This is a genomic window from Mesorhizobium sp. M1334 (assembly GCF_040317995.1).
In the GTDB taxonomy this organism is placed as follows: domain Bacteria; phylum Pseudomonadota; class Alphaproteobacteria; order Rhizobiales; family Rhizobiaceae; genus Mesorhizobium.
Map to the genome: position 1 here is coordinate 208773 of NZ_JAMYLM010000006.1, position 24404 is coordinate 233176.

25 protein-coding genes, 1 tRNA gene and 1 pseudogene are annotated in these 24404 nt (G+C 62.3%); 16 read left to right on the forward strand and 11 right to left on the reverse strand.

Going from position 1 to position 24404, the window contains the following annotated elements; genetic code table 11:
- Positions 1-111: 111 nt before the first annotated feature.
- Entirely contained in the window at positions 112-1776 is a 1665-nt protein-coding gene (locus tag NKH17_RS14505; protein WP_352896323.1) for a Na/Pi cotransporter family protein, read from the reverse strand.
- A gap of 378 nt (positions 1777-2154) precedes the next feature.
- Between NKH17_RS14505 and NKH17_RS14510 the strand changes: the two genes are divergently transcribed.
- From NKH17_RS14510 to NKH17_RS14530, 5 genes are all read left to right on the forward strand, one after another.
- On the forward strand, positions 2155-2538 hold the full coding sequence (locus NKH17_RS14510) for an RcnB family protein (RefSeq protein WP_352896326.1): 384 nt from the start codon (positions 2155-2157) through the stop codon (positions 2536-2538).
- A gap of 156 nt (positions 2539-2694) precedes the next feature.
- A complete protein-coding gene (gene dnaG, locus NKH17_RS14515; RefSeq protein ID WP_352477796.1) occupies positions 2695-4656 on the forward strand; it encodes a DNA primase in 1962 nt (653 codons plus the stop codon).
- Between the two features lie 375 nt (positions 4657-5031).
- Positions 5032-7053, forward strand: coding sequence for an RNA polymerase sigma factor RpoD (gene rpoD, locus NKH17_RS14520; protein WP_023678297.1), 2022 nt, complete (start codon positions 5032-5034; stop codon positions 7051-7053).
- A 207-nt stretch (positions 7054-7260) separates the two neighbouring features.
- Positions 7261-7554 carry a GYD domain-containing protein gene (locus NKH17_RS14525; protein ID WP_352450720.1) on the forward strand — a complete coding sequence of 98 codons (294 nt, stop codon included), beginning with the start codon at positions 7261-7263 and terminating at the stop codon, positions 7552-7554.
- Positions 7555-7661: 107 nt separating this feature from the next.
- Positions 7662-8042, forward strand: a complete 381-nt coding sequence (locus NKH17_RS14530; RefSeq protein WP_352477792.1) for a thiol-disulfide oxidoreductase DCC family protein — start codon at positions 7662-7664, stop codon at positions 8040-8042.
- 45 nt (positions 8043-8087) lie between these two features.
- On the opposite strand, the gene NKH17_RS14535 is transcribed toward NKH17_RS14530, so the two are convergent.
- Positions 8088-8285, reverse strand: coding sequence for a hypothetical protein (locus tag NKH17_RS14535; protein WP_352477790.1), 198 nt, complete (start codon positions 8283-8285; stop codon positions 8088-8090).
- 174 nt (positions 8286-8459) lie between these two features.
- Between NKH17_RS14535 and NKH17_RS14540 the strand changes: the two genes are divergently transcribed.
- Entirely contained in the window at positions 8460-9140 is a 681-nt protein-coding gene (locus tag NKH17_RS14540) for a PadR family transcriptional regulator (RefSeq protein ID WP_352477788.1), read from the forward strand.
- A 114-nt stretch (positions 9141-9254) separates the two neighbouring features.
- Positions 9255-9545, forward strand: a complete 291-nt coding sequence (locus NKH17_RS14545; RefSeq protein ID WP_023678291.1) for an HlyU family transcriptional regulator — start codon at positions 9255-9257, stop codon at positions 9543-9545.
- A gap of 5 nt (positions 9546-9550) precedes the next feature.
- Here the strand turns inward: NKH17_RS14545 and NKH17_RS14550 are convergent, their stop codons facing one another.
- The 3 genes and pseudogenes from NKH17_RS14550 to NKH17_RS14560 form a co-directional block, all read right to left on the reverse strand.
- Positions 9551-9757, reverse strand: a complete 207-nt coding sequence (locus tag NKH17_RS14550) for a hypothetical protein (RefSeq protein ID WP_352802822.1) — start codon at positions 9755-9757, stop codon at positions 9551-9553.
- Positions 9738-9887 (reverse strand): annotated as a pseudogene (locus NKH17_RS14555) (hypothetical protein); the annotation flags it as partial. The pseudogene NKH17_RS14555 and the gene NKH17_RS14550, both read right to left, overlap by 20 nt.
- A gap of 50 nt (positions 9888-9937) precedes the next feature.
- The gene (locus NKH17_RS14560) at positions 9938-10582 is read right to left on the reverse strand and encodes an FMN-dependent NADH-azoreductase (RefSeq protein ID WP_254820355.1); all 645 of its coding nucleotides are present in this window, start codon (positions 10580-10582) and stop codon (positions 9938-9940) included.
- Positions 10583-10692: 110 nt separating this feature from the next.
- On the opposite strand from NKH17_RS14560, the gene NKH17_RS14565 reads away from it, so the two are divergent.
- The gene (locus NKH17_RS14565) at positions 10693-11649 is read left to right on the forward strand and encodes a LysR family transcriptional regulator (protein WP_352896331.1); all 957 of its coding nucleotides are present in this window, start codon (positions 10693-10695) and stop codon (positions 11647-11649) included.
- Here NKH17_RS14565 and NKH17_RS14570 read toward each other — a convergent pair.
- Positions 11582-12208 (reverse strand): TetR/AcrR family transcriptional regulator, encoded by a 627-nt coding sequence (locus tag NKH17_RS14570; protein ID WP_352477782.1) that lies wholly within the window; start codon positions 12206-12208, stop codon positions 11582-11584. The genes NKH17_RS14565 and NKH17_RS14570 overlap by 68 nt on opposite strands.
- Before the next feature lie 66 nt (positions 12209-12274).
- On the opposite strand from NKH17_RS14570, the gene NKH17_RS14575 reads away from it, so the two are divergent.
- Positions 12275-12697 carry a VOC family protein gene (locus tag NKH17_RS14575; RefSeq protein ID WP_352477780.1) on the forward strand — a complete coding sequence of 141 codons (423 nt, stop codon included), beginning with the start codon at positions 12275-12277 and terminating at the stop codon, positions 12695-12697.
- Positions 12698-12815: 118 nt separating this feature from the next.
- Positions 12816-13727 (forward strand): arginase family protein, encoded by a 912-nt coding sequence (locus tag NKH17_RS14580; protein ID WP_352477778.1) that lies wholly within the window; start codon positions 12816-12818, stop codon positions 13725-13727.
- Between the two features lie 118 nt (positions 13728-13845).
- Here NKH17_RS14580 and NKH17_RS14585 read toward each other — a convergent pair whose 3' ends face one another.
- Positions 13846-14793 carry a S1C family serine protease gene (locus NKH17_RS14585; RefSeq protein ID WP_254820361.1) on the reverse strand — a complete coding sequence of 316 codons (948 nt, stop codon included), beginning with the start codon at positions 14791-14793 and terminating at the stop codon, positions 13846-13848.
- 169 nt (positions 14794-14962) lie between these two features.
- On the opposite strand from NKH17_RS14585, the gene NKH17_RS14590 reads away from it, so the two are divergent.
- The 3 genes from NKH17_RS14590 (at position 14963) to NKH17_RS14600 (ending at position 17453) form a co-directional block, all read left to right on the forward strand.
- Positions 14963-15832, forward strand: coding sequence for a S1C family serine protease (locus NKH17_RS14590; protein WP_352477775.1), 870 nt, complete (start codon positions 14963-14965; stop codon positions 15830-15832).
- Positions 15833-15839: 7 nt separating this feature from the next.
- Positions 15840-16472, forward strand: coding sequence for a helix-turn-helix transcriptional regulator (locus NKH17_RS14595; protein WP_254820363.1), 633 nt, complete (start codon positions 15840-15842; stop codon positions 16470-16472).
- A 114-nt stretch (positions 16473-16586) separates the two neighbouring features.
- Positions 16587-17453 carry an SDR family oxidoreductase gene (locus tag NKH17_RS14600; RefSeq protein ID WP_352477773.1) on the forward strand — a complete coding sequence of 289 codons (867 nt, stop codon included), beginning with the start codon at positions 16587-16589 and terminating at the stop codon, positions 17451-17453.
- 53 nt (positions 17454-17506) lie between these two features.
- Here NKH17_RS14600 and NKH17_RS14605 read toward each other — a convergent pair whose 3' ends face one another.
- Complete coding sequence (locus tag NKH17_RS14605) at positions 17507-18022, reverse strand: TIGR00645 family protein (protein ID WP_254820365.1); 516 nt, start codon at positions 18020-18022, stop codon at positions 17507-17509.
- Positions 18023-18259: 237 nt separating this feature from the next.
- The gene (locus NKH17_RS33410; protein WP_502895578.1) at positions 18260-20485 is read right to left on the reverse strand and encodes an OmpA family protein; all 2226 of its coding nucleotides are present in this window, start codon (positions 20483-20485) and stop codon (positions 18260-18262) included.
- A 210-nt stretch (positions 20486-20695) separates the two neighbouring features.
- Here NKH17_RS33410 and NKH17_RS14620 point away from each other — a divergent pair, with 210 nt between their 5' ends.
- On the forward strand, positions 20696-21142 hold the full coding sequence (locus tag NKH17_RS14620; protein WP_352478088.1) for a YcgN family cysteine cluster protein: 447 nt from the start codon (positions 20696-20698) through the stop codon (positions 21140-21142).
- 245 nt (positions 21143-21387) lie between these two features.
- Entirely contained in the window at positions 21388-21750 is a 363-nt protein-coding gene (locus NKH17_RS14625) for a hypothetical protein (RefSeq protein WP_352477768.1), read from the forward strand.
- A gap of 129 nt (positions 21751-21879) precedes the next feature.
- Here the strand turns inward: NKH17_RS14625 and NKH17_RS14630 are convergent, their stop codons facing one another.
- Positions 21880-22590: an SIMPL domain-containing protein gene (locus NKH17_RS14630; protein ID WP_352477767.1), complete on the reverse strand. Its 711-nt coding sequence runs from the start codon at positions 22588-22590 to the stop codon at positions 21880-21882.
- A gap of 180 nt (positions 22591-22770) precedes the next feature.
- Here NKH17_RS14630 and NKH17_RS14635 point away from each other — a divergent pair.
- Positions 22771-22846: transfer RNA gene (locus NKH17_RS14635), tRNA-Ile, on the forward strand.
- A 21-nt stretch (positions 22847-22867) separates the two neighbouring features.
- On the opposite strand, the gene NKH17_RS14640 is transcribed toward NKH17_RS14635, so the two are convergent.
- On the reverse strand, positions 22868-24085 hold the full coding sequence (locus NKH17_RS14640) for a tyrosine-type recombinase/integrase (RefSeq protein WP_352523364.1): 1218 nt from the start codon (positions 24083-24085) through the stop codon (positions 22868-22870).
- Between the last annotated feature and the right edge of the window lie 319 nt (positions 24086-24404).

Here is a 24404-nt window from a genome sequence, read left to right on the forward strand (position 1 = left end):
GACGATCCTTTAGCCGACAGACGGGAAAACGCGCAAAGATAATTTTTGCGCATTAGCCCACAGCAATTTTCATAGGCGATGTTCTTAAGCTACCTGGCCTGTGGACGCAATCTATCCAGCCTTCAGCCGCGAACCGGTGAGCAGACCGCGCTCCTCAAGCACGGGATAGGCCATCGAGGCGAGCAGCGAGTTGATCTGCTTGAGGTCCCGAATGGTGTCGAGATGGATGGAACTGGTCTCGACACTCTTGGCGGTGCCGTCGCGCAGCCGCACGAAATGGCTCTGGCTGGTTTCCTTCTCGCGGTCGCGCAGCCGGTCCTTTTCCAGCACCAACTGGCGAGCGGTCTCCGGATCGCGAGATACCAGCACGTTGAAGGCAAGCCTGGCATTGGCAAGCACCAAGGCATGGAAGGCGCAAAGCTCACGCCATCCTTCCGGCGTAAACTCCAGCCCGCGCTCGAATTTCTTCTTCACGTGGACCAGCATGTTGCGCACAATGATGTCGCCGACCTGCTCCAGCTTGACGCAGGCGCCGATCAGCTCCTGGCAACGCAGGGCCTCGTCCTCGCTCAGCGGGTTCTTGGTGACCCTGGCCAGATAGAGCTTGATTGCCGCGTGCTTTCTGTCGACACGGTCGTCGAGTGCGGCCAGCGCGCCAATCTTGTCGGCATCGGCGCTCTCATAGAGCTCGATGATCCGTTTCAGCATGATCTCGACCGTTTCGCAGACCCGCACCACCTCGCGGGTGGCGTTGGCTAATGCCTGGCTCGGCACGTCGAGCGCACTTTCGTTGAGCGCGGAAAGCTCAACGACGTCGAGCGCGTTGGCGGGCTGCGGCTTGGTGCCCAGCGCCACGATCTTTTCCGAGGCGCGATAGACCAGGCGCGCCAGCGGCACGCCGGCGATCAGGATCAAGATGTTGAAGGCGATGTGGGCATTGACGATCTGCTCGGGCACGGTGCTGCCCAAGAAAGCGACTGGCGGCTTGAACGTCAGGAACAGGATCAGCATGATCAGCGAACCCATGCCGCGCATCAGGAGATTCCCGATCGGCACGATGCGAACGCCGGGCTCTGCGTTGCGGGTTAGAAGCGGCGCGATGATCGAAGAGCCGAGATTGACGCCGAGCACCAGCACGATGCCGAGTTCGGGCGGGATGAAACCGCGGCCGGCGAGCGTCACCATCAGCAGCACCGCGGCAATCGAGGAATGGAACAGCCAGGTGACCAACGCTGCCAGAAGATAGGCGGTGACCGGATCGCCGGAGAAGTAATTGACGATGAGGGGCATCAGCGTGCTCTGGCGCAGCGGCTCCGACGCCTGGCCGATCATCTCCAGCGACAAAAGCAGCAGGCCGATGCCGACCAGGATGCGGCCGAACTGGCGCCAGTCGCGCCGCTCGGTGGCCATGAACATGACGGTGCCGGCGACCAGGCAGACCGGCACCAGCAGCGACAGATCAAAGGTAAGCAGCTTGACCACCAGCGCCGAGCCGATCTCGGCACCGCGCACCGCAAGCTGGCCCGACATGCCGCTGACAATACCGGAGCCGGCGAATGAGCCGACCAGCAAGGTGACGGCGGTCGAGCTTTGCAGTGCGACAGCCAGGCCGCAGCCGGCCAGAACCGCCATGAAGGGATTGCGCATGGTAGCGCGCAGTTTGTGGCGCAGCACGTCGCCATAGGCGCGCTCGACGCCGGTCTTCACCAAACGGGTGGCAAACAGCATCAGTGCCACCGCACCGGCAAGGTGCAGCAAAACGACGGAGCCACTCATGCCAGGCCCCGCAACGCCACAGGCGCCGGCGACGCGGGCGCGGTGAAGTCGAAGGGGCAAACGCGGGCGCGAATCGTGGACATTGCAGAGGTTGATACTACTCCGATTTATTTTAGCCGAATAATAAATTTTGCCCGGTTCGGACGCGTGTTGGCACGCGACGGGGCGTGTCGGAAATGGATGGCTGAGAAAATGGTTGCATAGCCTGCGAGGTTGCGGAGGGTCATGCGTCCATTCTCGGGCGGTCGCTTTAAAGGTATCGCTGAATTAGTTGTGCTAAATATAAGAAATCATTACGAAAACGTAATCTATGCATTCAGTCTCGGTTCATCCTTCCGGCTCTATTCCGGAGGCATCGACAACCAAGGACTACCCGCCATGAAACGTATCGTTCTTTCCGCCATTGCCTTCTCGATGCTGGCTGCAACCGCCTTGCAGGGCCAGGCTGCACCACTGAACACACCAAACGCGCCGCAGTCGAACTACAACCAGGTCGACTGGCAGAAGCCCGGCAGGCATGTGAACAAGCATGTCGACGTGACCAAGCGCGTCATAGTGAAGAAGAAGATCGTCGTGAGACGCAGCCATCGGCGCAACGGCCAGAGATATTCGAGCTGGAAGCGTCACCAGCCGATCCGCCACTATCGCCACTATGGCCTGCGCCGTCCGGGTCCCGGTCAGGAATGGATCCGGGTCGGTAACGACTATCTGCTGGTCAGCGTTCTCTCCGGCCTGATCGTCGGTGCCATCGCCGCGCAGTGAGCGCGGAACGGCTGACCGGCGCTGCGCCGGTTTAGATCAAGAAGGCGGTCCGCGGGCCGCCTTCTCTTTTTGACCTGTGAAAACCGGGTATGGTCGCCATTACGAGTCGTCGGGCTTCGCCCGTGTGATTATATGAAGGCCAAACGAGCTGTCCCCATGCGCTTTCCGCCTGCTTTCCTCGACGAGATACGCGACCGCGTACCGATTTCTTCGGTGATCGGCCAGCGCGTCGCGTGGGACAGGAAGAAGACCAACGCGCCGCGTGGCGATTATTGGGCGTGCTGTCCGTTCCATGGCGAGAAGAGCCCGTCCTTCCATTGCGAGGACAAGAAGGGCCGTTATCACTGTTTCGGCTGCTCGGTTTCGGGCGACCATTTCAAGTTTTTGACCGAACTCGATGGGATAAGCTTTCCCGAGGCCGTCGAGAAGATCGCCGACATGGCCGGCGTGCCGATGCCGGTTCGCGATGCCGATGAGGAACGGCGCGAAAAGGAACGCGCCAGCCTGACCGATGTCATGGAGATGGCGACGGTGTTCTTCCAGGAACGGCTGCAGGGACCGGAAGGGGCAAAGGCCCGCGCCTACCTGCGCGACCGGGGGCTGACACCGGCGACGCAGCAGTCTTTCCGCCTCGGCTATGCCCCCGACAGCCGCAACGCGCTGAAGGAGCACCTTGCCGCCAAGGGTGTCCCCAAGGCCGACATCGAGGCGTGCGGGCTGGTGCGACATGGCGACGACGTGCCGGTTTCCTATGATTGGTTTCGCGACCGCATCATGTTCCCGATCCCGGATTCCAGGGGCAAGATCATCGCCTTCGGCGGGCGGGCACTGGCGCCGGATGCGCTGGCCAAATACATGAACTCGCCCGATACGGAGCTCTTCCACAAGGGCAACGTGCTCTACAATTTCGCCCGTGCGCGCCAAGCGCTCGGAAAGGGAGCGCTGGCCAAGGGCGGCACGGTCATTGCCGTAGAGGGCTACATGGATGTGATCGCGCTGGCGCAGGCCGGCTTCGAGAACGTGGTGGCGCCGCTCGGCACCGCATTGACTGAAAACCAGCTCGAACTTCTGTGGCGCATGGCCGGCGAGCCGGTGCTGTGCTTCGACGGCGACCAGGCCGGGCTGAAGGCAGCATGGCGCGCCGCCGACATGGCGCTGCCGGCGGTCCAGGCGGGCCGCTCCGTGCGCTTCGCCCTGCTGCCGGAGGGCAAGGATCCCGACGATCTGGTCAAGGGTGACGGACCGGATGCGTTCCGCGCCGTGCTTTCCGAGGCGCGGCCGCTGGCCGACCTCTTGTGGATGCGCGAGACCGCCGGCGGCATCTTCGATACGCCGGAACGGCGGGCGGAGCTCGAAAAGACGCTGCGCGAACTGACCAGCCGCATCCGCGACGAGAGCCTTCGCTATCACTACCAACAGGAAATGCGCGAGCGCGTGCAGAGCTTCTTCGGTGCCCAGCGCGGACGCCGGGGACGTCAGGACGGACGGCCCGGTGAGCGCTTCCCGGGCAGGGTCTCAGCACCCGGCGGACAGTTTGCACGTGGCGGCGGTGCCGGTGGGCGCACCGCGATCACCGAAAGCCTCGGCCGCTCGGCGCTGGTCAAACGCGGCGGCGAGGGCATGTCGGTGCGCGAGGCGACGATCATTACGGCCCTCGTCAACCATCCCGTGCTGATCGACGAGAATTTCGCCCATGTCGAGTTCCTCGATCTCGCCAATTCCGATCTGAAGCGGCTGCACGCGGCCATCCTCGACGCCATGGCGCACGATATGGCCAACAACCGCGAGGCTGTAATCGCGACGATCGAGCGGGCCGGCTGTGGTGAGATCTGGCAGCGCGCGGTGGCGCTGATCAAACGTGCGCGGCAATGGCCGGCGCTGGAAACGGCAGCACTCGACGATGCTCGTGATGCGTTCAGCCAAGCTCTCCACTTGCAGCGCAGCGCGCGCACCTTACATAAGGAGCTGAAGCAGGCGGAAGCAGCGCTCGCCAGCGATCCCACGGACGAAAATTACCGGCACCTGGTCGAAATCCAGGCGCAATTTCGTGATGTGCAGGCAACGGAAGCGCTGATCGAAGGGTTTGGCGTATCGTCGGGCAGAGCTGGGCGCGTTTAGATCGAAGCCTCCAGAAGACTGAAATGTAAGGACGTGCTTGCGCGTTGGAATCAAGCGTGCGGTGCTCTAAGTCGGGTAATTGATTCGCTTTTTTCATGCGAATCATGCGAGAGGCGCTTGACCTTCCGGCAGAATGGCGGAATCAGGTCGATTCGAAACGTTAACCCGCCCCGGCATCGACGGGAATGCAGCGATGTAAGGTACTGATCACTGGACAGGCAGTCTGCTTGCCACAGATATCAGGGTTAATCTGGACTTAACGAGAGATGCAGTTACTGGCCCGGTAAAGCGCGTTCTGGAAAGAGCGCATCCATTTTGACCGGACCGGCAGCTTACGCGGCTTTGATACTCAGCCGCTTGGAGAAAATAAAGACTATGGCGACAAAGGAAAAGGAAGAAGTCGAGACCGAACGCGAGGCCGCGACCGATGGCCCTCTGCTCGACCTTTCCGACGATGCTGTCAAGAAGATGATCAAGGCCGCCAAGAAGCGCGGCTATGTCACCATGGACGAGCTGAATTCGGTGCTGCCCTCGGAGGAAGTGACCTCCGAGCAGATCGAGGACACGATGGCCATGCTTTCCGACATGGGCATCAACGTGGTCGAGGACGACGAGCAGGGCGAGGAGCCCGAAGCCGCCGATACTGCCGCTGACGCCGAGGAAGACGCGAACGAACTCGCCGAGCAGACCGGCACCGCCGTCGCCGCCACCACGACCAAGAAAGAGCCGACCGACCGCACCGACGATCCGGTCCGCATGTATCTGCGCGAGATGGGCTCAGTCGAGCTTCTGTCGCGCGAGGGCGAAATCGCGATCGCCAAGCGCATCGAGGCCGGCCGCGAGACGATGATCGCGGGCCTGTGCGAAAGCCCGCTGACCTTCCAGGCCATCATCATCTGGCGTGACGAGCTCAACGAATCGAAGATCCTGCTGCGCGAGATCATCGACCTCGAGGCGACCTATGCCGGGCCGGAGGCCAAGCAGGCGCCGGTTGTCGAGCGTATCGAGGAAGCCAAGACCGAGGAAAAGTCGCGCCGTTCGCGCGAGGACGAGGACGACATCACCAACGTCGGCGGCGACACCCGTGGCCTGGTGGACGATGACGAGGAAGACGATGACGAGGCGAGCCTGTCGCTTGCGGCGATGGAAGCCGAACTGCGCCCGCAGGTGATGGAGACGCTCGACGTCATTGCCGACACCTACAAGAAACTGCGCAAGCTGCAGGACCAGCAGGTCGAGAACCGGCTGGCTGCCGCCGGCACGCTGTCGCCCAGTCAGGACCGCCGGCTGAAGGAATTGAAGGACCAACTGATCAAGGCGGTGAAGTCGCTGTCCTTGAACACGGCGCGCATCGAGGCGCTGGTCGAGCAGCTCTACGACATCAACAAGCGCTTGGTGCAGAACGAAGGCAAGCTGCTCAGGCTGGCCGAAAGCTATGGTGTGCGCCGCGAGGAATTCCTCAAAGAATATCAGGGCTCGGAGCTCGATCCCAACTGGACTCGCTCGATCGGCAATTTGACTTCACGCGGCTGGAAGGAATTCACCAAGAACGAGAAGGACGCCATCCGCGACCTGCGCGCCGAGATCCAGAACCTCGCCACCGAGACGGCGATTTCGATCCAGGAATTCCGCAAGATCGTCAACCAGGTGCAGAAGGGCGAGCGCGAAGCCGCGATCGCCAAGAAGGAAATGGTCGAGGCCAATCTGCGCCTCGTCATTTCCATCGCCAAGAAATACACCAATCGCGGCCTGCAGTTCCTCGATCTGATCCAGGAGGGCAATATCGGCCTGATGAAGGCGGTCGACAAATTCGAATACCGCCGCGGCTACAAGTTCTCGACCTACGCGACGTGGTGGATCCGGCAGGCGATCACCCGTTCTATCGCCGACCAGGCGCGCACCATCCGCATTCCGGTGCACATGATCGAAACGATCAACAAAATCGTGCGCACCTCGCGCCAGATGCTGCATGAGATCGGCCGTGAGCCGACGCCGGAAGAGTTGGCGGAAAAGCTCGCCATGCCGCTGGAAAAAGTGCGCAAGGTGCTGAAGATCGCCAAGGAGCCGATCTCGCTCGAAACGCCGGTCGGCGACGAGGAGGATTCGCATCTCGGCGACTTCATCGAGGACAAGATGGCGATCCTGCCGATTGACGCGGCGATCCAGGCCAATTTGCGCGAGACGACGACGCGTGTATTGGCCTCGCTGACGCCGCGCGAAGAGCGCGTGCTCAGAATGCGCTTCGGCATCGGCATGAACACCGACCACACGCTTGAAGAGGTCGGCCAGCAATTCTCGGTCACCCGCGAGCGCATCCGCCAGATCGAAGCCAAGGCGCTGCGCAAGCTCAAACACCCGAGCCGGTCGCGCAAGCTGCGGAGCTTCCTCGACAGCTGAGGCCGGGTGACGGAGAAGCAGTTTCAAGGGCGCCGGTGGCGCCCTTTTCCGTTTGGGCACAGGCGATCACGATTGAACGCGCCGCTCTTGCGGGTCGTGCACTACGAGAGGATAATTCCGCGACGGACGCATTCTCTGGGCGACAAACCCGGATGCCCGCCCCGGCGGTTGGACGCCGCGCTCCGTGGCACCGGAGGGAGGTGTGCCATGACAACTTACATCGTGCTGATCAACTGGACGGAGCAAGGCGCCAAAAACGTGCGCGAATCGCCGAAGCGGCTCGATGCCGCCAAGAAGCTGCTGGGCGACATGGGCGGGTCCTTCAAGGCATTTTATCTCACCATGGGGGATTGCGACATGGTGGCCGTGCTCGAAGCGCCCGACGATGCCGTCCTGGCTCGTTTCTCGCTGATGCTGGCGACGGCCGGAAACGTCAGGACGCGGACACTCAAGGCTTTCCCGGAGGATGCCTATCGCGAGATCATCACCTCGCTCGGGTAAGTTGCGCTCCAGGCCTAGCCGGCCATTTCGCGGCTGTCGTGTTGCGTTGCGGCGCAATGGCGTTTGCCGGATAGTCGGTGCGCGCCCCTCTGGTGCCGTTTCGAAACATGAGCAAGCCTCTGCTGACCGTCTGGTATAATACGCGCTGTCCGGTCTGTGATGCCGGCATCAGCCGGCAGAAACGGCGGCTGATCGAGGCGGTCAAGGCCGGTCGGATCGAATTTCGCGACATCAATACCGAACCGACGGCGTTGGCCCGCTACGGCATAGGGCTGGAGGATATCCGGCGTCGGCTGCATGCGACCGACGCCGGTGGCAAATTGCTGGTCGGCGCCGATGTTGCAGTTGCGGTGTGGCTGATAACGCCGGGCGAGGGCTGGTTGGCGACGCTGTTCGGCAATCCCGCCGCACTGCCGTTGACGCGCTATGCCTATGATCGTTTCGCCGATCTGCTCTATGCCTGGAACCGGCGCAAAGGCCGCTGGTAACAGGTATCCATTCCTCCCGCACCGAGCGTTTCGCATGCCCCGCTATCAAGCCGCGGGGTCGCGAAGCCAGCCGACGATGCGGCGCACCGCAGGCAGCACCAGCAGCAGCGTCGGAGGCAGCTTTCTGCGCGAGGTTTTCACATTCGTCTGGGATTTCGCCGAAGCATCCGGTTCGTCACCTTTGCATCCATTCGCCGGTCTTCGGCGTAACTGCCCGGAACGGGGGTGGATGCGTTGCTTCACGTTAGACGCCTGGGGAGTGGCCTTCGGCCCCTCGCGCGCTTCCTAACCGCCCTTGCCGGCGAAAACCAATCCTGCTGGCGCTTATCTTCAGATACATCGTAAGATATATCTTGACTCCGCCGCTGTGAATACGTAGTTGAGATATATCTTAAGACATAACTCAAGGAGCAAACAATGCACAAAGACAGTCATTTCGGGGGTGATCGTTTTGGCGAACACGCCGAGCGCGTTTTCATGCATATGGCCGGCAAGTTCGGCGGACGCGGCGGCGGCTTCGGCCCGTTCGGGCATGGCACGAGAGGCGGACGCGGCGGGCCGGGCGACATGTTCCGCGCCGGGCGCATGCTGGCCGACGGCGACCTCAAGCTGATCACGCTGTCGCTTCTGGCCGAGGCGCCGCGGCACGGCTACGACATCATCAAGGCGCTGGAGGAGCGCACCAGCGGCTTCTACAGCCCGAGCCCCGGCGTGGTCTACCCGACGCTGACCTTCCTGGAAGAGGCCGGCTACGCCGTTTCTGCGGCGGACGGCAACAAGAAGGTGTTTTCAATCACCGAGGCTGGGCAGGCGCACCTCAACGAAAATCGCGAGATGATCGACCACGTGCTCGAACATCTCGAGCGCTTCGGCCGCAAGATGGCAAAGGCGCGCGACTGGTTCGGCTGGAACGATGACGGCGACGGTGGCCGGCGCGGCCGCGGCCGCTCGGAAAAGCGCGACAAGTTTCGCGCCGTGCGCCACCGGCTGCGCGCCGCGCTCGGCGAAATCGTCGATGCGCCTGAAGCAAAGCAGGCCGAGGCAATCAGCATATTGGAAGCTGCCGCAGAGGCCTTGGAAGCGTTGTCGCGCGACTGACCTCTGAGTGCCAAGCCAGTTGCGGCCCTTGCCCGCTCGGCCAAGGACCGGTACTGAAAATCATCCTGCACCGCGCTATGTGGTGCAGGATGATTGCCGTTGGAGGATACCCCCATGTCTTTTCTGAAGCGTCTTTTCGGCGGAGGCAACGAAGCCGCCGAGCCAAAGACAGCGGCGCCGGCAAAGCAGATCGAGCACAAGGGCTTTTTGATCAGCGCCACGCCCTACAAGGCGGAGGGCCAGTACCAGACCTGCGGCGTGGTTTCGAAGGAGATCGACGGCGTGATGAAGGAGCACAAATTCATCCGCGCCGACCGCTTTGCCGGGCTTGACGACGCTGTCGACATCTCGATCAAAAAGGGCATCCAACTGGTCGACGAGCAAGGCGAAAAGATCTTCGGGTAGATCGGCTACGACAGCCTTGGGTCGATTGGCCCGCTTTCCAACGCCAGCACGGCGAAGACACACTCGTGAACCCGTAGCGGCTGCTTGGCGACAAATCGCGTTAGCGCTTCGTGGCCAAGCGCGAACTCTCTGAGCGCCAAGGCTGCGCTTGCCGGCCAGGCCGCGTTCTCGGAGGCGCACGAGATTGTTGGGCGCGTCATATTCGGGACCATAGATGATGCGCAAATATTCCGGGCCGCGGACCTTCAGCGCCGGCTGGATGAGCCCCTTCTTGCCACGGCTGACGAATAACCAATGGCAGTTGTGTGGCCCACCACAATAGGTTGTCGCCAACGACAACAAGGGCAGGCGCCGGGCGCCTGCTCTTGTACAATTCAGACGATGCTGACGCTTTACGCCGCGGTGGCGACGCGCTCGGCATTACCGGTCGCGGCCACAATGGCGTCGACCTTGGCCGAGGCCTTGGCCAGCGCTGCTGCCACCGCATCGGCGCCCATCCCGACTCCTTCGATGCGGATGACCTCGACATCGTTCATGCCGAGAAAGCCGAGTACGCTGCGCAGGTAGGGAATGGCGTGATCGAACTGCACGGCCGCACCTTCGGAATAGATGCCGCCCGAAGCCAGCACGATATAGACCTTCTTGCCGGTGACGAGGCCCTTGGGGCCGTTCTCGCCATAGGCAAAGCTCTTGCCGGAACGGGCAATGTGATCGACCCAGGACTTCAGCGTCGAGGAGATGTTGAAGTTGATGAAGCCGGTGGCGAGAATGACGGTGTCGGCCGCAAACAGCTCGTCCAGCACCGTGTCGGAAACGCCGACGACCTCAGCCTGGCGCTGGCTGCGTGCTTCGACCGGCATATATATGCCGGTCGAATAGTCGGGGTCGATATGCGGCAGCGGGTTGGCTACGAGGTCGCGGGCGACAAGCCTGGCCGAGGGATTGGCGGCAAGCAGCTTCTCGGCGAGTTCGGTGGCGATGCGGGTCGAGTGCGAGGCGGCGCCGCGTGGGCTGGATGTGACAAGAAGGATCGACATGATGGGTCTCCGGGGTTGGACTTAAAATCTCCCGGCAAATATGTGTGCGCAGACCCATTTGAAAAACTGGTATATTTTGTATATGATCCATCTAAATTGTGGATTGAACGATGCAACCGAACCCGACGCTTGACCAACTGCAGATACTGGTTGCGGTGGCCGAGACCGGCAGCTTCTCGGCCGCCGGGCGCAAATTGAATCGCGCGCAATCGGTGATCAGCTACGCTATCGCCAACCTCGAAGCGCAGCTCGGGCTGAAGCTGTTCGAGCGCGAGGGCACGCGTGAACCGCAACTGACCGATGTCGGCAAGGCGACGCTGGAAGATGCGCGACGCATGGTCGGCGTGCTGCAACGCATCCGCTCGCGTGTCGACGGATACCGGCAGGGATTGGAGGCTGAAGTTACGCTGTCGGTCGACGTGACACTACCGTCGCCGGTGCTGGTTCGGGTGCTAAAGGCATTCGAGGCGCAGTTCCCGGCAGTGACGCTGCGTCTGCATATCGGCTCGCTTGGCCTGATCCTCGATCATGTTGTCGGCGGACAGGCCGATCTCGGCATCGGGGGGCTTCTGGGTGAGACGGACGTGAATCTGCTTCGCATCGGCTTCATCTCCCTGGTGCCAGCTGCAGCGCCTGAACACCCGCTGGCGCTGCTGCCGAGACCAGTGGCGCTAGAGGATGTCCGCGAACACATCCAAGTGGTCGTCTCGGACCAATCCGAGCGTACGCGCGGGCGTGACTATGGCGTCTTCGCCTACCGCACGTGGCGGCTGACGGATGTGCGCACCAAGCACGTGCTGATGCGCGAGGGGCTGGGCTGGGGCGGGCTGCCGCGATGGCTGATTGCCGATGATCTGGCGAACGGCCGGCTCGTCGAACTCGATCTCGAGCCTTACAGCGAAGTCCGCTCGCCGCTCTATGCCATGCATCGCGCCGATCGCAGCCCGAAACCGGCGGCCGCCTGGCTGATCGACCAGTTCAAGCGCCAGCTCGGCTGTTTCAACGAGTTCGAGCCGGGTGAGATGCCTGCGAAGGAGCCGGAGACAGGCCGTCGATCAGCGCCATGAGAACGGCGCGATAGTCCTCGATCGAGGCTCCAGCTTCAATGGCGAGCGCTGCGCGGTCGAAGGCAGCGGCGAGCAAAGCGGTCAGTGCTTCCACAGGCAATCTCTTCATGGAGTGCGACCGCATCGCGGCGATAAGGCCCTCGCGCAGCGAACGGTTGCCATGGCGATTGTCGATCGCATCCATGGCGGCGCGGCCGAGCACGGCCGGGCCATCAAGCAGCAAGAGTCGAGTTCGGCCGGGGGCACGCATGGCAGCCAGATAGGCATCCGAGCCGGCAATCAGTGCATCGCGGGCAAATAGCGAAGGCGGCGACGCCCGTTCGATCTCTTCCGAGACGGCTTGCGCCTCCTGTTCGACCACAGCGGCAAACAGCGCCTGCTTGTCGGTAAAGTGATGATAGAGCGCGCCGCGCGTGACCCCGGCAGCGGCGACGATCTCGGGTGTGCTGGTCTCGGCATACGATTTTTCGGTGAACAGTTTTCGCGCCGCGGCGATGAGCTCGGCGCGTGTCGCCTCGGTGCGATCGCGGTTGGAGCGGCGAGCGGATCCCTGTTGCATACATGCAGCCTGTATGTTAGTTCAATTTAGATGCAGACTGTATGTTATTCGCCGGGAGAAGGAAAGATGAGGACGACGAGCTATTATCCGGTGCTGATGACGAGCGACGTTGCCGGCACGGCAGCCTTCTATGTTGCGCATTTCGGCTTCAAGCCGCTGTTTGAGGCCGACTGGTACGTGCATCTGCGCTCAGCCGAAGACCGCCGCGTCAACCTCGGCATCGTCCAGGGCGATCATGAGACGATCCCGGAGGAAGGGCGGGGCCGCACGTCTGGCCTGCTGATCAACTTCGAGGTCAGGGATCCGGATGCCGTCTATGAGCGGATCACCGCCGCCGGGCTACCGATCCTGCGAACGCTGTGCGACGAACCCTTCGGCCAGCGCCACTTTATCACCAGGGATCCCAACGGCGTGCTGATCGACGTCATCAAGCCGATCCCGCCGAGCCCGGAATTCCTAGCGCAATATGCCGATGGCGCGGCGGGCTGAGCGAGACAGCGGCCGCTGGCAGGAACTGTCCGCAGACGCGAGGTGAGGGCTTTAGCCGCGTGGCCGGTCACGCCTTTGCGGTTTATGCTTAGGGGTTAATCAACCCTGGGCCTTCTCCATGCGTGAAATCTGCCTTGTCCGCGCACCCTCCAACCTTGGCCTCCGCCCGCTCCGGCCGGGGCATATTCCGGGGACCTGGCGCGCGCCGCAGGCGCTTACCGAAGCCGGCTTGGTCGAGATGCTTTCGCCCGCCAAAGTGGTTGATCTTGATCGGCCCGCCTATAGCACCGAGCCACAGCCGGGCACCCGGCTGCGCAACGGCAACGCCATACGCAGCTTCAATCTCGCACTCGCCGAAATCGTTGCCGGCGCGCTGGGACGAGGCGAGTTCCCGCTGGTCGTGGGCGGCGACTGCGCTGTCCTGCTTGGCGCGCTGGCCGCAGCACGGCGATCTGGTCCGGTTGCGCTGGTCCATGTTGATGGCCACAGCGATTTCCGCCATCCGGGCAATTACGACGTCAACGCCTCACTCGGCTCGGCCGCCGGCATGGACCTTGCGCTCGCAACCGGACGTGGTGAGCCGTTGCTGACCGACTGGCCCGGCATCGCAAGACCGCTTGTCGCGGACGAACAGGTGATACAGATCGGCGAACGCGAGAACCGCAACGCCAACTTCGCCTGGCCGGACATCCATTCGACCGCGATGACGTTGATCGACGTCTTTGCCGTGCGCGAGCTTGGCGCGGCGAAGGTCCTGGACAAGACCTGGAGCACGTTGGCGCGAACCGGCTGGCCCCACTGGGTGCATTTTGACGTCGATGCGCTCGATCAGACAGTAATGCCGGCAGTGGATTCACCGGGCAGCCCCGGCATCGATCCTGACGATCTCGTCGACATTCTCACGGCGCTGGTGGCGGATCCGCGCTGCACCGGAATGGATATGACCATTTTCGATCCGGATCTCGATCCGACCGGCGAACTGGCCGCGCTGCTGGTTTCGCTGCTTGGCCGGATCTATGCGCCGCGATAGAGCCTGCCCATCCCGATAGGTTCGGGATGGGCTCTATCTTGTTTGACCATGATGTTGTCCGAAAAACCGGTTCCCACTTTGCTGCGCTGACCTTCGGTTCGGGATCAAGGTCGAGCACTCAGCTTCGCGCCACTGGCATTACCGTGACCTGAGTAATGCCGGAGCGGCGCACCACCGTGCACAGCGTCTCGTGGCCGATGCGCTCGGCGTCGAGCATGCGCACCAGATCGTCGACACCGGTGACCGGGCGGCCGTCGATGGCGGCAATGATGTCGCCTTCCCTGAGGCCGGCCTTGTCCGCCGGGCTGTTCTTTTCGACGGTGCGCAGGCGCACCGCCGTGCGGCTCGATACTTGCGACAAAAGAGCTGCGCGGCGCGGCAGGTTGGTGGTGTCGGCTGAAACGCCAATGAAGGCACGGCGCACGCGGCCGAAGCGGATGATTTCCGAGATGACGAAATTGGCCGTGTTGGAGGCAACCGCGAAGGCGATGCCTTGCGCACCATGGATCATCGCGGTGTTAACGCCGATCACCTCGCCGGCCGACGACACCAGTGGTCCGCCGGAATTGCCGGGATTGAGCGCGGCGTCGGTCTGGATGACGTCGTCGATCAGCCGGCCGGTGGAGGCACGCATCGAACGGCCGAGTGCCGAGACGACGCCAGTGGTGACGGTCCATTCGAAGCCGAGCGGGTTGCCGATGGCAATTGCAATCTGGCCGCGCCTCAAACGCTTGGAATCGCCAAGCGGCGCAACGTCGGCAAAGTCACCGTCGGCGCGCACCAGCGCAATGTCAGTGTCGGGATCGCGGCCGAGCACGCGGCCTTCCCTGGAGGCGCCGTCCGGCATAGATACGCGCACGCTGCGCGCATCGCCGACGACGTGGAAGTTGGTGACGACCAGCCCGTCCGGCGCGATGACGAAGCCGGAGCCATGGCCGCCCGGGCCACCGATGCGTTCGATGCGGCAGACGGCGGGCCCGATGCGGTCGACGGCATCGGCGACCGTCGCCGAATAAGCATCGAGAAGGGCATCGTCATATTGCAATTGCTGAGCAGGCAGGGCCACCTGAGAACTCCGTTTGGAACAAGATGAACAATGCCTATATGTGCGGAGCGGCCGGACCGGCCGCGACCTGACCAGATGGCCAGTCAAATGCTCAACTAGCCGTCAGGCGAGTATCCGCCAACACCCTGCCGGGCGATATCTGGGTCACGAAGAACCCAGGAGACAAATCATGAGCGATTTCAATCTGAGCACGTTATCCGACGCCATTGCCGACATCGCGGCAGCTGCGGCACCCGCGACGGCCAGCTTCGCGACGCACCACCGGACGTCAACTGCTTTCCACTGGCGGGACGGCTATTTCGTCACTGCCGAGGAGGCGGTCGAGGCCGGCGAGGAGATCGAGCTGACGTTTTCTTCGGGCCAAGCCGTCAAGGCCGAACTGGTCGGCCGCGACCCGTCCACCGGCACGGCCGTTTTGAAACCGGCCGGCGCGCCGAGCGCCCCGTCACTGGTAAAGGCGGAGGCGGTGCGGCCGGGCAATCTGGCAATCATCGCGGGCAATAGTGACGGTACGTCACTCGCCACCTTCGGCACGGTCGGCGAGGTCGGTCCGGCCTGGCGCTCGATGCGGGGCGGCACGATCGACCGGCGCATCAACCTTGCCGTCAATGCCGGCGGCCGTTTCGAGGGCGGCCCTGTGCTCGACGCCAAGGGCGGACTGATCGGCATGCTGCTGTTCGGGCCACGCCGGCGGGCACTGGTCATGCCTTACGAAACGATCGAACGGGCAGTCACGACGCTGCGCGAGAAGGGTCATGTGGCGCGCGGCTATCTTGGCGCCGGCCTGCATCCGGTCCGCAATGGTGATACGCAGGGCGCCATGGTGATGAGCCTGGACGATAACGGCCCGGCGAAAGCAGCCGGTCTCAGCCTCGGCGACATTATCGTGTCGTGGAACGCAGAGGCGGTGCATGGCCCGCGCGAGCTGATCCACAAGCTCGGGCCAGACAGTGCCGGTGCCTTGGTGACACTCGGCGTGGTGCGCGGCGGCGAGAATCGTGAGGTTTCCCTGACCATCGGTGAAAAGCCACTGAGCTGAGGGATAGATGGTAAGCGGTGAGGTCGCTGGCAGACGGCTGACGGTGCTGATCGCGCTCGCTGACGCCGAGCGCGCACGAAGTCTGTCCGCGGCTCTCGCCGCGACCGATGATCTGCGGCCGGTTCTGGCGGGCGACGTCGACGGGCGCGGGGCGGCGGATGTCGCCATCGTCGATGACCATGGAGTACAAGGCGGTCTCTTCGACGCGGCTATGCCTCGCGTGCTGCTATTATCGCGAGCGGCCCGTGAACGGCCGGCCGATACAGTGTTTGCCGTGCTGCCGGTGCAAGCGGACGAGCTGCTGATCGCCGCCGCCGCGCGGCTGGCGGCGGCGGGCTACCGGATTTCGCGCGACAGCCATGCTCTATCCGATCGGCACGATTTTACCTTCCATGACAGCGACCGGTTCGATGAGGAACCGACTGATGGGCACATCGCCCGGCCAACACTTTCGCCGCGCGAAAGCGAGGTGCTGGCGCTGCTGGCCGAGGGCGCGCCCAACAAGGTTATCGCGCGACGGCTGGACATCTCCGTGCACACGGCGAAGTTCCACGTCGCGGCTATCCTGACCAAGCTCGGTGCCGCCAACCGCACCGATGCGATCGCCATCGCCATGCGGCAGGGCTTAGTGCTGGTCTAGCTCGAATTGTCTCAAGGCCTACGCAGCGTAACCCGCATGCGGTGGCTTGGGCCTTGCGCGGCGGTTCTCAGCCGCGCAAGGATCGTGTCTTTCATGTTGCAAGGAGACGCAACGATGTCGCTCAAGGGAAAGACACTATTTATCTCCGGCGGGTCGCGCGGCATCGGGCTGGCGATTGCGTTGCGCGCGGCGCGCGACGGCGCCAACGTGACGATCGCGGCCAAGACCGCCGAGCCGCATCCGAAGCTGCCGGGGACGATCTACACGGCGGCGCGAGAGATCGAGCGGGCCGGCGGCAAGGGGCTGCCAGCGCTGTGCGACATCCGTGAGGAAGCGCAGGTCGCCGAAGCCGTCGCCAAAACCGTGGAGAGGTTCGGCGGCATCGATATTTGTATCAACAACGCCAGCGCCATCCAACTCACCGGCACGCTGGAGACCGACATGAAACGTTACGACCTGATGCACCAGATCAATACGCGCGGCACTTTTCTCGTCTCCAAAATGTGCATTCCATACTTAAGGTTGGCGGAAAATCCTCACATTTTGAACCTGGCACCGCCGCTCGACATGAAGGCCAAATGGTTCAAGAACCATGTCGCCTATACGATGGCGAAGTTCGGCATGTCGATGTGCACGCTGGGCATGAGCGCCGAGTTCGCCAGGGACGGCATCGCGGTCAATTCGCTATGGCCGATCTCTACCATCGACACGGCGGCGGTGCGCAACCTGCTGGGCGGAGCGACGGTGGCAGCGATGAGCCGTTCGCCCGACATCATGGCCGATGCGGCATACGCCATCCTGGTCAGGCCGTCGCGTGAGGCGACCGGCAATTTCTACATCGACGAAGAAGTGCTGCGCGCCGAGGGCGTCAGCGATTTCTCGGCCTATGCGCCGGGCGCGACAGGCCCGCTCGCCGGCGACTTTTTTGTGCCGGACGAGGTGTTCGGCCGGACTGATACCAAAATCAAAGCTATCTACTGACGGAAGCATCTACCTACAGAAGTATCCCTCAAAAGACCGGCACAGACGCGTGCTCACTCCCCGGCTTTCTTGGCTTTGCCCAGGCCCATCAGCCGGTCGATATAAGCAAGCATGAATGCCGAGGCGACGAAGGCCAGATGAATGATGGTCAGCCACATCAGCTGGTCGGTCGTGTAGGAGACCGAGTTCAGGAACACCTGCAAGAGGTGGATCGAGGAGATCGCTACGATTGTCGAGGCGACCTTGACCTTCAGCGAGCCGACATCGATCGTGCCCAGCCAATGCACCTTGCCGTCATTTTCATCGAAGCGGCTGACGAAGTTTTCGTAGCCCGAGATGATCACCATCACCACCAGTGAGGCGACCAGCGCGGCATCGATGAGGCCGAGCATTTTCAGGATGGTGTCGGTGTCATCGAGCGTGAAGGCGACGGGAACGAACTCGAACAGCTTCTTGCCGAAGGACACGGCATAGATGGCAAGTGCCGCGCCCAGTCCGAGATAGAAGGCGACCAGCAGCCAGCGCGAGGCGAGAATGATCGATTCGATGGCAAGTTCGATGCGCTTCATGTGACGGTTCCGGGCTTCTTTGCGGAGCGCCGTATTTCGGGCAGGCTGCGGCGGTTTGCAAGGTCCTAAAAAAACGAAACCCCGCCGGGAGGGGACCGGCGGGGCTCGCGTGTCCCGCTGGAGTCGGGACAGGGCAGGGAACGCCCTGTCCAGAATTTGGGATTGGTAGCCGCGCGTTTCAAGATTGATGACCGCGCGACTCAATGGTTGATCAAATCGCGCGGTTCACATTGCGGTTTATTGGGCGCTGGCCACCGGCGCCACTAGGGGGGTAATCCGGCGGATGGCGACGCGCCGGTTCTCGCGATTGGGTCCCGACGTGTTTACCTTGAGATACTCCTCGCCATAACCCTGCGTCGTCAGGTTCTCCGGCGGGATGCCAAAGGCGTTGGTCAAGGCTTCGGCGACCGCCTCGGCGCGGCGGTCGGACAGAGCGAGGTTCGCTTCCGGCGTGCCGACTGCATCGGTATGGCCTTCGATCAGGAAGGTCTCGGCCGGGTTTTTCTTCAGCAGCTTCTCCATGGCGTTGGCAACACCCTCCAGCTTCTGGACCTCGGTGTCGGAAATCGAAGCCGAACCGAACTCGAAGTTGAGCGTATCGAGGTCGATCCGGCGGGCGATGTCACGCACGCGGGCCGAGCGCTTGACCTCGTCGACCGAATAGAGGCGCTGGACCCTCTCCACCGGCGGCCGTTCGAGGAAGGTGTAATAGTCGTCCGGATCCTCGACCTCTTCGGAATCCAGAATGTACTCCTCTTGCGGAATGGCAAGGCGCATCGGCGGCAGGTCGTCGCCCGGGTCGCGCCAGTCTGCATCATCGTCATAGTAGCGCTCGTCGACATAGCTCAGCACATATTCGCGCCCGTCAGGCGCGATGCGTGAACGCTGGATGACGTCGCCGTAGCGGTTGCGGATAGTGACGATCCGGACACCATTGTCACGCTCGACGATTTCCCGGGTGCGATCGCCCGACAGGTCCTCATAATAGACATTCCTGGCGCCGCGGTGCATGCGCGGGGCATCGCTGCTTTCCACGAAGGTCTGGTTGTTGAACTGCAGGATGACGCGGTCGCCGAATTCCCTGACGACGTTGGCGCCCTGCGGGCGCGGACGGCGGCGAACATCCTCGATGTCGGGCGCACGCTCGACGCGCTTGCCTTTTTCCTCGGTCACCGGAACGATCTTTTCAGGCTTGATCTCCTGCTGGGCTGCCTTGTCGTCGGTAGGTGGCGGTCCCTCCTCGATCGGAGCAGGCTTCGGGGCTTCCACCTGGTTCTCGCCCTGCTGGGCTGGCTGGTTGCCCTGCTGCTTACCGGCATTTTGGCCGCGCTCCTTGCCGGCCTTGCGCTTGCGCAAGACATCCTTCTGGCTGTCCAGTATGGGCGCCTCGTTCGGGTTGGCGGCGGCTTCGCCCTGAGCAGGGAGCCCACCCTCGGCGGGTGCTGCCTGTTCGCCCGTCGTCGTGGGCTGCTCACCGGTTGCGGGCTGCTGTTCGCCGGTCACCGGCTCTTCCACAACGGGCTTCTTGCCACGCTTTTTCGCCTGGTTCTCGGGCTGTTCGCCTTGAGCAGGAGCCGCTTGCTTCTCGGTTGGAAGTGGCTCGGCCTGTGGGAGAGGCTCACCGGCGGGGCGTTCCTTCTTGCGCGGCGCCTGTTCGGCCGGTGCCGCCTCGATCTGCTGGTCTTGCTTGTTCTTCCTCTTGCGCGGATTGACTTGCTCGTTGTTGTCGTTCGCGGGTGCAGCCTGCTCGGCCGGCTGTTCGGCAGGCGCGGCCTCCTGCTGTTGCTGGTCGCGCTTCTTTCCCCGCGGCTTGAGCTGCTGCTGATCGTCGTTCGCGGGCGCAACCTGCCTGGCGGGTTGTTCAGCAGGTGCAGCTTCCTGCTGCTGGTCGCGCTTCTTCCTGCGCGGTTTGAGTTGCTGCTGATCGTCGTTCGCAGGCGCGGCCTGCTGGTCAGCCGGAGCGGCTTCGATCTGCTGCTGGTCGCGCTTCTTCCTGCGCGGTTTGAGTTGCTGCTGATCGTCGTTCGCAGGTGCGGCCTGCTGGTCAGCCGGAGCGGCTTCGATCTGCTGCTGCCTCTTCTTCCTTCGTTGATTTCCTTGCTGCTCTTCGCCGGAAGGCGCGAGCTGTTCGGCAGGCGCGGATTCACTCTGTTTTTGCTGCTCGCGCTTGTTCCTGCGCGGCTTCTGCTCGGGCTCGCCCGATTGTTCGGCGGGCGCCGCTTCGGATTGTTTTTGCCGGTCGCGCCTCTTGCCGGGCTTCTGTTCCGGCTCCGACTTTCCGCCTTGAGCGCAAGCTTCGGCCGATTCGCCCTCGGCACAATTCGACTGCGCCGGGATAAACATTGCGCTGTTCCGGGCGGGGCCGAATGCAGCATTGCCTTGCAGCGGGAACGCGCCTAACGGCGCGGACGCCATCAACAGGCCAAGCGCCGTGCCTGCCAGAATCCGTGGTTGGCGTTTCATCATAAACACTCCTTGTGGCGTCCCATCCGTGCCCAAACTTTCAGCAATCATGTTTGGTTCCTGTTTGTAGGTCTTAGCGGTGGTACAGGGCGATTGACCGGCGTTTTGAAGGCGACTTCGTGTCATTCGTATGTTCCTGGCGTATCGTTCGGACGAGGCGCAAGGGTTGCCGTGCTTGACCTTGAGGCGTCCGAGGGCCACATGCCGACAATGGACAAGCCGTTCTGGAAGACCAAGACGCTCGAGGCGATGACCCCGGCCGAGTGGGAATCACTCTGCGACGGCTGCGGCAAATGCTGCCTGTCCAAACTCGAAGACGAGGACACCGGAGAAATCTACTGGACCAGCGTCGGCTGCCGGCTGTTCGACGCTGGAAGCTGCCGCTGTTCCGACTATGCCAACCGGCTGGCGCGTGTTCCGGATTGTGTCGGGCTGACGCCGCAGAATGTGCGCACCATCAGCTGGCTGCCCAAGACTTGCGCTTACCGGCTGGTCGCCGAGGGCCGCGATCTCTATTGGTGGCACAGGCTGGTGTCTGGAAGCGACGAGACCGTGCACGAGGCGGGCATCTCGATGCGCGGCCGAGTCAGCGCCAGCGAGACCGACCTTGCCGAGCCGGACGACTATTTCGACCATATTCTCGCAAAGGAGCCATAGGATTTTATCGCAAAATCGAGAATCCGGAACCGACGGCAAAATGGACGTTGTCCATCCACCATGCTATCCACCCTATGTAGCACCGCCGTCTATAGCACCGCCTTCAGAAGCGAGAGACTATTCCGGTTCTGCCTCATGAACTGGAGATGAACGGCCGGTTCGCAAAAAATTCAGACAGACGGGTGCATTCTCCTCCCATCGGTTCGACGAAAACGAGTTGAAACCCTCAACAAGGAGAGAAGACAATGTTCAATACCATCAAGACGGTTGCTCTTTCGGCTCTTGTCGGCCTTGGCACGCTTGCTGCCATCCCCGCTCATGCAGACAGCATCTATCTCGGCTTCGGCAACAACCAGGATCCGCGCGTCGGCGTCTATACCGGCGACGAAGATGATGGTTATTACTATCGCGAACACCGCCGTCATGGCGGCTGGCGCCGGTCCTGTTCGCCGGAGCGTGCCATCGACAAGGCCGAACGCATGGGCCTGCACCGCGCCCGCATCATCGACATCAACCGCCGCACGGTCAAGGTCGCCGGCCGCCAGTATGGCGACCGTGTCGTGATCGTATTCGCCAACGAGCGCGGCTGTCCGATTATCTATCGCTAAGGTCTTCGGGCCTGCGGCCGGTTGACTTGCAGCCGGTAGCGTAGCGGAGCCCTTTCCGCCAGGACGGAAAGCGCGGCTCAAAAACCCCGGAGGATCGATCCTCCGGGGTTTTCACGCTGCAAGCGATGATCATTTCAATTCGAAAGTCACCGTCACCTGTGCGGTATAGGAATTCTCGCCGGCTTGCACCGGGACCGACGCGCCAGCGGCATCGAATGCCTTGGCGTTGATCGGCATCGGCGGTGGTGCGAAATTCTGGTCGGTGATTTCCAGGACCCGGCCGATGCCGGCGCCGGCTGCTTCGGCCAGCGTCTTGGCCTTGGCCATGGCATTGGCGACCGCCTTCTTGCGTGCCTCGGTGACGGCTGCCGCCGGATCGTCGTTGGAGAAGGAGATGCCGCCGCCCTGGTTGACGCCGAGCGACACCGCCTTGTCGAGAATGTCGCCGGTCTTGTCGATGTCGCGGATGCGCACCGACAGCGTGTTGGTCACCTGATAGGCGACAAGCTCGGCCTCCTGGCTGCCGTCGGGCTTGTTGGTGTAGTTATAGCGCGGGTTGATCTGGATGCCCGCGGTCTGCAGGTCGCGCTCCTTGATGCCGGATGATTTCATTGCAGCGATCACCGCGGCCATGGCGTCGTTATTGGCATCGAGCGCTGCACGTGCCGTCTTGGCTTCGCGCATGACGCTGAGCGTCAGCAGAGCCAGATCGGGTGCTATCGCCGCCTCGCCTTCACCGGTGACGACGATACGCGGCGGCGGTGGTGAATCGGCGGCGGCCGCGATCGCCGGAAATGCGACTGCGGCGGCGATCGCCAGGGGCAAAATACGTCTGGTCATAAAATCTCCTCGATCTGGGATCCCAAGGCCGCCGAGTAGGCCGCGTCCAATGGGCGACGTGCAATAGGTTATCAATATGGGCTGATTTGGGCGATCTCTGCCAGCCCCTTGGAACGCCTGCTCGGAAAGCCGTTGGAAAGCCTTGTGCGGTTCAGGGAAAAACACTAATCCAGCGCCGTGGGGCCTGTAGCTCAATGGTTAGAGCCGGCGGCTCATAACCGCTTGGTTGGGGGTTCGAGTCCCTCCGGGCCCACCATTGGCTTTTGTGGCCGTTGACTTAATTGGATTTTTTGGCGATTTTTGTCCCACCTCTTTCAACCCCCTCAGAAAGTGGGACAATTTTGTTCTCTTTTCGATCGATAACCAGCAGGTATTTCGCCGCTCTCGCTACCTTCCGGCGACGCGCTTTCTTGATGTAGTGGTCGGGCTGCTGGTACGTAGTCCACCCATATATCGCCTTCAGCTGCTCGTGCGTCGCGCCGTTCTCAGCGGCGATCGTCGCGCCGGCCTTGCGAATTCCATGAGCACTGCAGTGCGGCAGCTCAGCTTGATCACACCACTGGCGCATCTTGTTGCCCAGACCGTTCTCCGAGAACGGGCGACCATACTCATTGACCAGGAAGGTCATCTGGTCGGAGGGCGTGTGCTCAAGTTCCGCCTCTAGTTCGGGCAGAAGCGGGAGCTCCACCAACACCGCATCCTTGTTACGACTGGTCTTCCCAGGCTTAATTCTGATCCACTTCTCCCACTGCTCGGTCTCCTCGTTGTAGACGAGCGTGATGTGCTGTCGACCGAAGATCGCGACGTCGGACAACCGCAGGCCAGTAAACATGAAGATCGAGAGCGCACGTCTGGCTGCGGTACCCAGCGGATGCCGCTTCTCATATTGAACGATCTCCGACACGTCCCATGGGTGCCAGCCGTCGCCGCTCTTTAGCCGTCTGATGCCGCGGGCGGGATTGGAGTCGACGCCCGGAATCTCTGTGTCCTTTGCCCACTCAAACATCGCGCTGATGGCTTTTACGATATTGTTTGCCGCGCCAAGGGCGTCGAGCCTGGTGTCCCTGATCTCCTTAACATGAGACCGTTTCATACCGGCGAATGGCAGAGATCCCTTGGTGGGATACTGAGGATCCGGGTCACCTTCGAGCGGGTGAGGTAATTCGCATACGCGCTCCAGAATTGCTCGTCGGCGCGCCATAGTGTCTTGGGTGATTTCCGTGCCGCCCCGACGGTAATACTCCTGGCAAAGCCACAGCAACGTGCCTTTCTTCGCTGGCTCGGAAGGCTTGGGGAGGCGCCGGCAAATCTCGGGAAGAGTGCCGGGCCGAACATAAGTGACCTCGGCGCGAGCGCACCGCAGTTCCTCGAGGAACTCGTCGCTGCCGGTCGGTTCACGGAGCCGGACCTTCTTCCGACCCGGTGCGCGAAAATAGTACCGATCATTGCCGTGGCGATCAGTGTCCTTCACTACGCCCTTAAGATCGACCTTCACGGGCTCATCCGTCATGTTCGTGGTTTTCGATCCCAAGGATTGTCTAGTGGCGGCGAATCTTCGTCAAGCTTTGGTGCTCCTCCGATTTGGCGGTGAGGGAGCTTTCGAAACGCCAATACAAGTTCCTCGACGTCCCAAACAATGCGCCCCTTGCTCGGCATTCGTGGCTGCGGCATCCGGCCGTCCTGGACCATTTCATCAAAGGTCGTTGAGCTTACGCCGATGAACGTCGCAGCCTGCTCGCGATTGATTCCTACCGGCGGGAGCGAGGGCGGCAAGACGCTCGGGGTGCGCAGCATCGGTTTAGTGCGTTGAAAGC

Coding starts and splice junctions, on each gene's coding strand:
- NKH17_RS14505 (WP_352896323.1), bottom strand. CDS start 1,776: ATGAGTGGCTCCGTCGTTTTGCTGCACCTTGCCGGTGCGGTGGCACTG.
- NKH17_RS14510 (WP_352896326.1), top strand. CDS start 2,155: ATGAAACGTATCGTTCTTTCCGCCATTGCCTTCTCGATGCTGGCTGCA.
- NKH17_RS14565 (WP_352896331.1), top strand. CDS start 10,693: ATGCAACCGAACCCGACGCTTGACCAACTGCAGATACTGGTTGCGGTG.
- rpoD (WP_023678297.1), top strand. CDS start 5,032: ATGGCGACAAAGGAAAAGGAAGAAGTCGAGACCGAACGCGAGGCCGCG.
- NKH17_RS14575 (WP_352477780.1), top strand. CDS start 12,275: ATGAGGACGACGAGCTATTATCCGGTGCTGATGACGAGCGACGTTGCC.
- dnaG (WP_352477796.1), top strand. CDS start 2,695: ATGCGCTTTCCGCCTGCTTTCCTCGACGAGATACGCGACCGCGTACCG.
- NKH17_RS14550 (WP_352802822.1), bottom strand. CDS start 9,757: ATGGTCCCGAATATGACGCGCCCAACAATCTCGTGCGCCTCCGAGAAC.
- NKH17_RS14525 (WP_352450720.1), top strand. CDS start 7,261: ATGACAACTTACATCGTGCTGATCAACTGGACGGAGCAAGGCGCCAAA.
- NKH17_RS14580 (WP_352477778.1), top strand. CDS start 12,816: ATGCGTGAAATCTGCCTTGTCCGCGCACCCTCCAACCTTGGCCTCCGC.
- NKH17_RS14600 (WP_352477773.1), top strand. CDS start 16,587: ATGTCGCTCAAGGGAAAGACACTATTTATCTCCGGCGGGTCGCGCGGC.
- NKH17_RS14605 (WP_254820365.1), bottom strand. CDS start 18,022: ATGAAGCGCATCGAACTTGCCATCGAATCGATCATTCTCGCCTCGCGC.
- NKH17_RS14545 (WP_023678291.1), top strand. CDS start 9,255: ATGTCTTTTCTGAAGCGTCTTTTCGGCGGAGGCAACGAAGCCGCCGAG.
- NKH17_RS14570 (WP_352477782.1), bottom strand. CDS start 12,208: ATGCAACAGGGATCCGCTCGCCGCTCCAACCGCGATCGCACCGAGGCG.
- NKH17_RS33410 (WP_502895578.1), bottom strand. CDS start 20,485: ATGAAACGCCAACCACGGATTCTGGCAGGCACGGCGCTTGGCCTGTTG.
- NKH17_RS14630 (WP_352477767.1), bottom strand. CDS start 22,590: ATGACCAGACGTATTTTGCCCCTGGCGATCGCCGCCGCAGTCGCATTT.
- NKH17_RS14620 (WP_352478088.1), top strand. CDS start 20,696: ATGGACAAGCCGTTCTGGAAGACCAAGACGCTCGAGGCGATGACCCCG.
- NKH17_RS14625 (WP_352477768.1), top strand. CDS start 21,388: ATGTTCAATACCATCAAGACGGTTGCTCTTTCGGCTCTTGTCGGCCTT.
- NKH17_RS14530 (WP_352477792.1), top strand. CDS start 7,662: ATGAGCAAGCCTCTGCTGACCGTCTGGTATAATACGCGCTGTCCGGTC.
- NKH17_RS14540 (WP_352477788.1), top strand. CDS start 8,460: ATGCACAAAGACAGTCATTTCGGGGGTGATCGTTTTGGCGAACACGCC.
- NKH17_RS14590 (WP_352477775.1), top strand. CDS start 14,963: ATGAGCGATTTCAATCTGAGCACGTTATCCGACGCCATTGCCGACATC.
- NKH17_RS14595 (WP_254820363.1), top strand. CDS start 15,840: ATGGTAAGCGGTGAGGTCGCTGGCAGACGGCTGACGGTGCTGATCGCG.
- NKH17_RS14560 (WP_254820355.1), bottom strand. CDS start 10,582: ATGTCGATCCTTCTTGTCACATCCAGCCCACGCGGCGCCGCCTCGCAC.